Origin of the sequence: Candidatus Frankia nodulisporulans (genome assembly GCF_902806475.1) — a bacterium.
GTDB lineage: Bacteria > Actinomycetota > Actinomycetes > Frankiales > Frankiaceae > Frankia > Frankia umida.
Map to the genome: position 1 here is coordinate 1 of NZ_CADCWS010000152.1, position 10,201 is coordinate 10,201.

Sequence of the window (10,201 nt, forward strand, 5' to 3'; positions counted from 1 at the left end):
GACCGGGCCGTCCGCGTCCACGACCGCGCCGACGTCGTCCGCCATCGTGCCGGACGCGGGTCTGTCCGGGCCGGCGATCGAGGTGAGCCCGCCGGTCACCCCGCGTGATAGGGGTCCGGCCGGGGTGGTGGACCTGCTGGACGTCACCGATGTGCTCGGACGGCGGTTCCTGGAGACCCGCCACGGTGGACGCGTCCGGATCGACGAGGAGAACGCGCTGGCGGCACTGGAGGTGATGAGCCGCTTCGCGCTCGACCCGCGGTGGTTGGTCTACCTGCCGCCGACGATGAGCCCACCGCCGACGTCGGCCCAGCCCGGCCTGCTCGAACATCCCGCCGAGGCGTTCGCGGCCTACCGCGCCGACGGGGTCGACCGGCTCATCTGCCAGGAGAAGCACATGGGCTTGCGGGCCGTCGTCGTCCTCTGCCGGGACGCGGGCGTCGCCGCCACCCGCTTCGGCGCGACCGACGGCCCGTCCGGTGCGGTCACCGGCGCGGTGTACACCCGCACCGGACGGCCGTTCTTCGCACCGGAGCTCACCGAGCAGCTGCTGGCCCGGCTGCGGACCGCGAGTGAACGCGCCGGCCTGTGGGACGAGCTCGCCGCCGACTGGCTGGTGTTCGACGCGGAGATCATGCCGTGGAGCGCGAAGGCCAGTGACCTCGTCGCCCGTCAGTACGCCGCCGCGGGAGCCGCCGCCCGTGGCGCCCTGCCCGTCGCCCTCGAGGCGTTGACGTCCGCCGCCGGCCGTGGCATCGACGTCGCCGAGCTGCTTGGCCGGACCAGCACCCGACTCGCCAACGTCGAGGCGTTCACCGACGCCTACCGCCGCTACTGCTGGCCGGTCGATGGCCTGACCGGCATCCGGATAGCCCCGTTCATGCTGCTGGTCTCCGCCGCGAAGGCGGCACCAGCGGGGGGCACCATCGGGGGCCGCGGGGGCGACGACGGGAGCGACCTGTGCGCAGCGCCCGCACTCCTGGCATCTTGACGTCGCCGGACGGCTCGCCGCCGCGGATCCGACCCTCATCACCACGACCCGGCACATCACCGTCCAGGCGGATGACACCGACTCGGTGGCAGCGGGCGTTCGCTGGTGGGAGGAGCTGACCGGAGCCGGTGGCGAAGGGATGGTCGTCAAGCCCGCCGATGCTCTGGTGCGCGGCGAGCGTGGCCTCGTCCAGCCTGGTGTGAAGGTCCGTGGCCGCGAGTACCTGCGGATCATCTACGGTCCCGACTACACCGAGCCGGAGCACCTCGACCGGCTGCGCTCACGCGGCCTGGGCCGCAAGCGCTCGCTGGCACTGCGGGAGTACGCACTTGGACTGGAAGCGCTGGAACGGGCGGTGGCCGGGGAGCCGTTGTGGCGGGTCCACGAATGCGTTTTCGCGGTCCTCGCCCTCGAATCCGAACCCGTCGACCCCCGTCTCTGACCCAGGCGCGCGGCGGTCACCGCGGATAACCAGGTAATCCCGCTTTTCGTTTTCCCTGGACGCCGAGGATCGCCGCTGCCCCCATGGTCGCGTGCCCGTGGCGGTGAAGCTTCCGCGTACGGTGCCGAGCCGGAAGGGATCCGAGTAGGTTCCCTCTCCCACCAGGGTTGTCTCGCCTGCGCGGAGACTTCTGGGGGAATCGTCGCCGGATGCCGTCCCACACCCCAGCCATCATCCAGTCGCGACTGATGGTGGCCGAACATGACCGAATGTGGCCGAATGTGGTTGGGCATTACTGACGGTCGTCGGCTGGGATTGTCCGTGGCTGGGTTCCGGGGTCAAGGACCCCGCTTGCCGCATCCAGAACGCCGGAGATCTGGCGACGAGAACCTCATGCCGAGGGATAGTCGGTGATTTCCAGGGTGTGGAGCCGATGAACCCTCGGCATGGCATCGACCAAGCCTCGGCCCGGCGAACGGGGCTGGACGGTGTGGCCCGGGGCTCGGCGGGTGCTCCTCAGGAATGGCGCAGTGCCTAGCGCGAACATTTACGGCGCCGTGCGGATGCGCCCCGCGGGTCCTACAGCGGGATGTTTCCGTGCCGGCCGCGGCGGGCGGGGGCGGCGGCGAGGGCCGCGGCGATGCGGCGGCGGGTGTCGCGCGGTTCGATGACGGCGTCGATGACACCGATCGAGACGCCCCGCTCGACGCCGCCCGCCTCGCGGGTGTGCTCCTCGACGAGCTGGCCGCGCAGGTGCGTCAGCTCGTCCTCGGTGGCGGCGGCGAGGGTCCGCCGGTGCAGGATGTTGACCGCGGCCTCGGCGCCCATCACGGCCACCTCCGCCTCCGGCCAGGCCAGCACGGCGCTGGCGCCCAGCGCCCGGGAGTTCATCGCGATGTACGCGCCGCCGAACGACTTGCGGGTCACCAGGGTCACCCGGGGCACGGTGGCCTCCGCGAAGGCGTAGAGCAGCTTCGCCCCGCGGCGCACCACCCCGTCCCATTCCTGGGTGACGCCGGGCAGATAGCCGGGGACGTCCACGAGGACCACCAGCGGGATGCCGAACGAGTCGCACATCCGCACGAACCGGGAGATCTTCTCGGCGCTCAGCGAGTCCAGGCAGCCGCCCTTGCGGATCGGGTTGTTCGCGATCACGCCGACCGGCTGGCCGTAGAGCCGGCCGAGGCCGACGACGGCGTTCGCCGCCCAGCGGGCCTGCAGCTCCTCGAACGGATGCGGCCCCTCGTCCAGAACGCGCAGCACCAGCGGGTGGACGTCGTAGGCCCGCCGGGGTCGCTCGGGAAGCAGGCCGCGCGGGTCCGGACGGCCCTGTTCGGCCTGCTCGAACGCGTCGACGTCGACGGCCTCGAAGCCCCGCTCGAAGCCGAGGCCATCGTCGAGGTCGGAGCCGGGGTCGAAGTCGGGATCGAGCCGCTTCAGGCGGGCGTCCTGGGCGTCGAACCCGGGCGCGCCGGTGAGCAGCCCGGTGATCCGCCGGGCGCGGGCCAGGGCGTCGCTCTCGGAGGTGGCCAGCACGTGCACGACCCCGGAGCGCCGCCCGTGCGCCTCGGCGCCACCCAGACCCTCCTGGTCGATCTGTTCACCGGTGACGCTGCGCACGACGTCTGGTCCGGTCACGAAGACCCGCCCCTCGGGCGCCATGATGACGACGTCGGTCAGCGCCGGTCCGTAGGCCGCCCCGCCCGCCGCCGGCCCCAGCACCACCGAGATCTGCGGGATACGACCGGAGGCGTGGATCATCGCCGCGAAGATGCGGCCGATACCGTCGAGCGAGGCCACTCCCTCGCTGAGGTTCGCCCCGCCGGAGTGCCACAGCCCGATGACGGGCCGCCCCAGCCGGACCGCCGTCTCGATGGCGGCGACGATCTCCGCCGCGCCGGTCGCGCCGAGCGCCCCACCCATCCGGGTCCCGTCGGTGCAGAAGGCGACGGCCACCGCGCCGTCGATCCGCCCCCGGCCGGTCACCACCCGGCTGCCGGCGACGATCTCGTCCAGTTCGAGGGTGCCCGGATCGAACAGGTGCGACAGTCTGCGCCGCGGACTGCGGACGTCCTGTTCCGGCACGTTCACCCGGACCGGTGCGCTGCTCGCGGTCTCCGCCATGATGCCCCTCACCGCCCGGCGCCCACCCGCACAGGCTGGGCCGGGCTGGACTGTCGCGAAGGCGCGGTGTGGGGCGCGTCCCGCGCTGCCGGTCGTCTGGCCGACTACTCCGATGTCGACGACTTCCATGATGGCGGGAGGGCCTTTCGTCCGCCTTACGGATGGCTCAACCGGTCTGTCCGGCACCTGACTGCGACTCGTGGCCGCCGGCTACGGACGGGTCCGCCGGCGCGGGGAATCCCAGGGCCTGGGCCGCGGCGAGGGGGGTCGGCTGGGTCCAGAGCCGTTCGTGGTTGACCATCGAGGACAGCGAGCGCGGCTCGGCCCGGTCCAGGTAGAGCACGCCATGCAGGTGGTCGGTCTCGTGCTGGGCGATCCGGGCTGGCCAGCCGGTGAGTTCCCGCTGGTAGGCGTCGCCGTGCCGGTCGAACGCGTCGAGGTGGACCTGGTGATGGCGGGTGACGACCGCCGTGTAGCCGACGACGCTCAGGCAACCCTCGTAGAAGGTGCGCCGGGACGTCCCGATCGGGGTGAGCACCGGGTTGATCAGGTCGAAGGCGGTCAGCGGCGAGCGCTCCCGCGCCTCGGCGAACTCGGTCGGCACGGTGGCGGGATCGGAGATCACGGCCAGGGCGAGCGGGATGCCGATCTGCGGCGCGGCCAGCCCCACCCCCCGTTCGGGGAGGTAGGCGCGCATCGCGTCGAGCAGTCGGTGCAGCAGCTCGTCGGGAAGCTGCCCGTCGTAGCGCGCGGCCGGCCGGCGCAGCACCGGTTCGCCGGCCTGGACGATCGCCCACGGCGCGGGCGCCTCGAGCACCTCGTGCACCAGCTCTTCGAGTCGCCCGTCCGACACCACACCGCTGTCATGATCTGCTCCGGCCGTCACCGGCCCATTGCACCATCCGGTGACGTTCCCCGTGCCGCCGAGCACGCAAATCGTCAACTGAAGGTTGACGCTGAGATGTCGTCAACCTAAGGTTGACGCATGAGTGAAGCCGTGAAGGTCGCCCCCACCGTCCGCCTCGACGATCTGATCCACGCGATCCGTTCCGCGCACACCGACGCGCTGGACCAGCTCTCCAACGCCGTCCTGCTCGCCGACCATCTCGACGAGGTCGCCGACCATCTGATCGGCCACTTCGTCGACCAGGCCCGCCGCTCCGGCGCGTCCTGGACCGAGATCGGCCGCAGCCTCGGCGTCACCAAGCAGGCCGCGCAGAAGCGGTTCGTCGCCAAGGCCGCCAACGACCCGGCTGACCTGCACGGCGCCACCGGGTTCGACCGCTTCACCCCGCGGGCCCGCAGCGTCGTGGTCGCCTCCCAGAACGCCGCGCATGCCGCCGGCAACGATCACATCGTCCTGGCGCACCTTGTGCTGGGGCTGCTCGACCAGTCCGAGTCCATCGCCGTGCGGGTCCTGCGAGAGGTGGGCGTCGAGCCCGACGCGCTGCTGGCAGCGGCGGCCGCGGCCCTGCCGCCCAGGTCCGCGACCGTCCCCGCGCTCATCCCGTTCGACGCCGCGGCGAAGAAGGCGCTGGAGCTCGCCATCCGGGAGGCCCTGCGGCTGGGCCACGGCTACGTCGGTACGGAGCATCTCCTGCTCGCGCTGCTCGCCGTCGAGGACGGCACCGGCATCCTCAGCGCGGCCGGCGTCGAGCGCGCCGCCGTCGAGACCCACATCGCCGACCTCCTGGCCGCCCTCACCGCGGGAGCCCAGGGCACGACCGGCGAGACCGGCGACTAGCCCGGCGACGCCGAAGCGGGGTGGGCGCGACCCATCCCCGCGACCACCACGCCTGGACACCGGTCACGGTGGCCACATCCGGGTGCGGGTGGTGTGCCGGTCGCGGGCCGGCTGATGGGGGAGGATCACGGGGTGACCGAGCGTTCCGATTCGTTCCCCGGGCCCGCCACCGAATTCGCCGAACCGCCACCGGACGCCGAAACTTCGCCGAGTGCCAACCCGCCGCCGGGCACGGAGCGGGCGGGGGGTGCCGAACCGGCGTGGGCGGCGATCGGCGCGCGCAACCCGGACTGGCTGGGCTGGGTGCGGGAGCTGTACTCCATCGCGCAGTCGGGTCTGACGTACTGCGAGAACCCGTACGACCTGGAGCGTTTCGAGCAGCTCCACGTGCTCGCCGGGCAGATCGCGGCGCGGTGCGCGGCGGTCAGCGTGCCGGTGGCCGAAGGCATCTTCGCCGGTGAGATCGGCTACCGAACCCCCAAGGTGGACGTGCGTGGGGTGCTCTTCGACGCCGACCGGATTCTGCTGGTGCGGGAGAGGTCCGACGGTGGCTGGTCACTGCCCGGCGGCTGGGCGGATGTCGGACTGACCCCGTCCGAGGTCGTCGTCAAGGAGATTCGGGAGGAGGCGGGGCTCGTCGCCGAGCCGGTGCGGCTGCTCGGTGTGCTCGACAAGCGTCGCCACGCGCATCCGCCCTATCCCAACGACACCTACAAGATCTTCATTCGGTGTCGGGTGGTCGGCGGAACAGCGGCGGGTGGGCTGGAGACCTCCGATGTCGGCTGGTTCACCCGCGACGCGCTGCCGCCGCTGTCGACCAACCGCATCACCACCGAGCAGCTCCGCCTGATGTTCGCCTTCCTGGACGACCCGGCCGCCCCGGCCCTGCTCGACTGACAGCCCCGCCCGGCTGGACGGGCTGGCCGTCAGGTCGCGAACAGGCCGCTGGCCCAGAAGTCCCTGTCGTCGCGGACGCCGGGTGGGATCGCGAACACCGCGCTCGAGGTGTGCTGGATGTACTCGTTGAGCGCGTCCGACAGGGCGAGGCGACGCTGCACGGGGATGAACCCGGTGCGCGGGTCGCGCTGGAAGGCGATGAAGAACAGGCCCGCGTCGAGCTGGCCGGTCTCCTGGCTGACACCGTCGGTGTAGGAGTAGCCGCGGCGCAGCAGCGTCACGCCGTTGTTGGTGGCCGGCGCGGCCAGGCGGATGTGGGCGTCCTCGCCGATGACGAGCTCGCCGTCCCTGCCACGGGCGGTCAGCGGCACGGTGTCGAACTCCTCGGCGGCGCCCAGCGGCGCACCGGAGACCTTCGTCCGACCGAAGACGTTCTCCTGGTCGAGCAGGTAGTCGCGGTCCCACGCCTCCAGCAGCATCCGGATGCGGCGGGTGACGGCGTAGGTGCCGCCGCGCATCCAGGACTGGTCGCCGTCCTCGCCGACCCAGACGAACCGGTCCAGGCTGGCGGTGTCCTCCCGCTTGATGTTGTTGGTGCCGTCCTTGAAGCCCATCAGGTTGCGTGGGGTGGCCTGACTGTCGCTGGTGGTGCTGGTGCGGCCGAAGCCGAGCTGGAACCAGCGCAGCACGGCGGTGCCCTGGGCGAGGCGGCGCAGGTTGCGCACGGCGTGGAAGGCGACCTGCGGATCGTCCGCGCAGGCCTGGATGCACAGGTCGCCGTGGCTGCGCTGCGGGTCGAGGTTGTCACGGGGCATCGCCGGGATCTCGGTGAGGGCAGCCGGGCGCCGGGCGGCCAGGCCGAACCGGTCGTCGAACAGACTCGGCCCGACCCCGAAGGTGATCGTCAGGTTGCCCGCGGTGAGACCGATCGCCTCCCCGGTGTCCCGGGGCGGCGACTGCGGGGCGGCCTCGTCGTCGGCGACGGCCTGGCCGGCGGCCATCCGGGCCGCGGCCGCGGTCCAGCCGACCAGCAGGTCGCGCAGCGCGGCGCGATCCACGCCGGGGGAGACGTCGAAGGCGGCGAAGGCGAGTCGGTCCTGCGCGTCGGTGATGATCCCGGCCTGGCGCGCGCCGTGGAAGGGCACCAGTCCAGGTGGGGAGGACGTGGTGTCCGCCGACGAACCGTCGTCGGAACAGCCCGCCACCGCCGCGGCGCCCGCCACCGCCGCGGCGCCCGCGACCCCCGCTCCGGCCAGTCCGGCCGCGCCGAACAGCGCCCGCCGTCGGGACACGGTGAACCGCTCGACCATGACGTGCTCCTCTTCGTGCGGGGTCCGGGCGTTGCCAGGGTGATCGACCGCCGGCGACCGATCCAGTATGCCCGGCCATCTCATGCCGGTGGGGGCCGTACGTGTCACCGTCCGGCCCCCAGACCTGTTGCCGTGAAACGCCTCGACTGCCGGGTCAGCCCGGCGGCCGGGCTAGCTGACGACGATGCCGGCCACCTGGGACAGCGGCTCGGCGAGGGCGTCGACCGCCTGGGACAGGGTGCGCCGCTGCGGTTCGGTCACCGTGTCGTAGGAGACGTAGCCGTCGCCCTTCTTGTAGGGCTCGAGGGCCTTGTACATCGCGGTGAACCGGGTCCGCACGGTGGTCGCGAGCTTGGGGTCGAGCGTCTTGAGCGCCGGCTCCAGCAGGCTGAACGCCTTGTCGGCGCCCTCGACGTTGCCCTGCATGTCGAGCAGGTCGAGCTTGCTGTACCGCTCCTCCTCGCCGGTGATCTTCGACTGGCCGACCTCGTTGAGCAGTTCGGTCGCGCCGTTGGCGATCTGCGCGGGCTGGAAGGAGACCGTCGCCACCAGCGAGTTCAGCTTGCCGACGTCGGTGTTGAGCTGGTCGGCGACGGTGCCCAGGCCCGCGATCGACCTGTCGGCGAAGATCGCCTTCTCCAGGCGGTGGAAACCGGTCCAGGTCGCCGGGTCGGGCGCGTCGTCGGCGCGGGCGTCGATCGCCGGGTCGAGGTCACCGAAGGACTCCGCGACCGGTTCGATCCGCTCGTAGTTGAGCCGGGGCGCCGCGTACAGCTTCGCGGACTGGTCGAGGTCGCCGGCCTTCACCGCGGTGACGAACGCGGCGGTGTTCTTCACCAGGTCCGCGACCTGCTGGCGAACGTAGGTGGCGTATCCGGTGGTGGCGGCGGTCAGCGCCGCGGTGACCTGCGGGCTGAACGTCGTCGCCGGCGCGGCGCTCGCCGCCGCGGTCACGGTGAAGTCGACCTTCTCCGGGCCGGAACCACCGGGGCAGTACAGCTGGTAGCTGCCCGGCTTCACGTTCAGGGAGAACGACCCGGAAAGCCCGGGTGCGATGTTCTCCTTCTCACCGAGGATGGTGTCGCCCTTCATCAGCTCGGCCTCGGTGACCGCGCCCGCGTCCTTGTTCACCACGTTGAACGTGGTCGGGCCCGCCGGGATGCTCGTCACGCTCGGAGAACAGCCCTTGGAGGTCAGGGTGAGGGTGACGGTCTGCTTCTCGCCGGATCCCGAACCGCCGGAGCCGCCGGAATCACTTCCTCCGCAGGCGACGGCGCTCGTCGCGAGGACGATGGCGATGGCGCTGTACGCGACTGGTGCGCGACGCACGTGGTGCCCCTATCTCGTCTGTCCATTGATGCGATGTACACCGCTGACGCGGTGCTCTCAGGTCTCCGCCGAACTGGTCGTGTTGACGGCGGACGTCTTGATGGTCTCCGCCTCACGCCCGGCGACCGGCTCGGACGAGGGACCGTCCGAGGGCGCGGTGACCGGGGAACGGGGGCTGGGTCGACGCCTGGCCGGCCAGGTGACGTACAGCAGCAACGGGACGAGGTACACCAGCCATGCGACGACCTCGGCGACCACCGGCCGCGGCTGCAGCCCGAGGACACCGGTGAGCACACTGGCCAGCACCGTGCCCGGGCGCACCAGCCAGCTCAGGTCGACCGTGCGGGACTGGCCGATGTCGAGCCAGCCCGCCTCGTGCGCGGTGTGCGCGGCGGTGGCCAGCAGCCCCGCGGCGATGACGACCAGGACCACGCCGGTGACCCGGAAGAAGCGGGCCAGGTTGATCCGCACCCCGCCGCGGTAGATACCGAACCCGATGAGCGCGGCGATGACCACGCCGAGCAGCGCGCCACCACCCGCCGTGGTGGCGTTGTTGCTCGCGTTGAAGGCGGCGATGAGGAAGACCGCGGTCTCGAACCCCTCCCGCAGCACGGCGAGGAACGCCATCAGCACCAGCGCCCGGGTGGAGCCCTTCTCCAGCGCCGACTCGGTGGCCGACTCGAGGGAGGCCCGCAGGTCACGGGAGTGCCTGCGCATCCAGACGATCATGTAGGTGACCATCGCGACCGCGATCAGCCCGATGACCGTCTCCAGGCCCTCCTGCTGGCGCTGGTGCAGTTCCCGGTCCAGCACGTGCAGCCCGACGCCCACTCCGATGCACAGCACCAGGGCGAGACCGACGCCGAGCCACACCTGGCGCAGCGCGTCCCGCCGCTCGCGCTGGCGGAGGAAGGCGGCGACGATCCCGACGATCAGCGCCGCTTCCAGGCCCTCGCGGAGCCCGATCACAAATGTGGGAAGCACGTGGCCTCCGTCCGTCGTAGCCCGCGGTTGCCCGGTGGCCTGTCGATTGCGAAATCCTGCGGTTAACCTCAGCTAAGTTAGGGCAACCTAAAGCGGTTGGCAAGACATTCTTTTGTGACTCCAGCGGCCGAGTCCGGTGCGGATCGAGAGGGTGTCAACGGGGCGTACGCCGGCTCGCTCGACGCGATCATCTGATGCCGAACGGGGTGGGTTGGCAGCGATGAGTCACCAACTTGGATCCGCGGGTGTTCGGTCGGATCGGCCGGAGCGCCCACGCCGCGGCCCCGGGTGATCGCCGCGGTCCGTCGCCCTTCCCTACCGGTCTGGTCGAAAAGCCCCTGGCGACGCTCTGGCCTTGCTACTTGTCCGGAATCACATCA

7 protein-coding genes and 2 pseudogenes are annotated in these 10,201 nt (G+C 71.6%); 4 read left to right on the forward strand and 5 right to left on the reverse strand.

Features of this window, described 5'->3' with window-relative positions; all coding sequences use genetic code 11:
• Positions 1-991 (forward strand): annotated as a pseudogene (locus G6R24_RS13910) (polynucleotide kinase-phosphatase); the annotation flags it as partial.
• Positions 992-1,001: 10 nt separating this feature from the next.
• A pseudogene (locus G6R24_RS24550) lies at positions 1,002-1,433 on the forward strand (polynucleotide kinase-phosphatase); the annotation flags it as partial.
• A gap of 579 nt (positions 1,434-2,012) precedes the next feature.
• Here the strand turns inward: G6R24_RS24550 and G6R24_RS13915 are convergent.
• Positions 2,013-3,557, reverse strand: coding sequence for an acyl-CoA carboxylase subunit beta (locus G6R24_RS13915; protein ID WP_163549677.1), 1,545 nt, complete (start codon positions 3,555-3,557; stop codon positions 2,013-2,015).
• A 166-nt stretch (positions 3,558-3,723) separates the two neighbouring features.
• A complete protein-coding gene (locus G6R24_RS13920; RefSeq protein WP_217451583.1) occupies positions 3,724-4,443 on the reverse strand; it encodes a peptide deformylase in 720 nt (239 codons plus the stop codon).
• A gap of 99 nt (positions 4,444-4,542) precedes the next feature.
• Here G6R24_RS13920 and G6R24_RS13925 point away from each other — a divergent pair, with 99 nt between their 5' ends.
• Together G6R24_RS13925 and G6R24_RS13930 are read left to right on the forward strand one after the other, a co-directional pair.
• The gene (locus G6R24_RS13925) at positions 4,543-5,301 is read left to right on the forward strand and encodes a Clp protease N-terminal domain-containing protein (RefSeq protein ID WP_163549678.1); all 759 of its coding nucleotides are present in this window, start codon (positions 4,543-4,545) and stop codon (positions 5,299-5,301) included.
• A 132-nt stretch (positions 5,302-5,433) separates the two neighbouring features.
• Positions 5,434-6,198, forward strand: coding sequence for an NUDIX hydrolase (locus G6R24_RS13930; protein ID WP_225438505.1), 765 nt, complete (start codon positions 5,434-5,436; stop codon positions 6,196-6,198).
• Positions 6,199-6,227: 29 nt separating this feature from the next.
• Here the strand turns inward: G6R24_RS13930 and efeB are convergent, their stop codons facing one another.
• The 3 genes from efeB to efeU all read right to left on the reverse strand — a co-directional run bounded on the left by efeB (position 6,228) and on the right by efeU (position 9,821).
• Positions 6,228-7,508 carry an iron uptake transporter deferrochelatase/peroxidase subunit gene (efeB, locus tag G6R24_RS13935; protein WP_163549680.1) on the reverse strand — a complete coding sequence of 427 codons (1,281 nt, stop codon included), beginning with the start codon at positions 7,506-7,508 and terminating at the stop codon, positions 6,228-6,230.
• A 171-nt stretch (positions 7,509-7,679) separates the two neighbouring features.
• Positions 7,680-8,837, reverse strand: coding sequence for an iron uptake system protein EfeO (efeO, locus tag G6R24_RS13940; protein WP_163549681.1), 1,158 nt, complete (start codon positions 8,835-8,837; stop codon positions 7,680-7,682).
• Positions 8,838-8,894: 57 nt separating this feature from the next.
• Positions 8,895-9,821 (reverse strand): iron uptake transporter permease EfeU, encoded by a 927-nt coding sequence (efeU, locus tag G6R24_RS13945; protein ID WP_163549682.1) that lies wholly within the window; start codon positions 9,819-9,821, stop codon positions 8,895-8,897.
• Between the last annotated feature and the right edge of the window lie 380 nt (positions 9,822-10,201).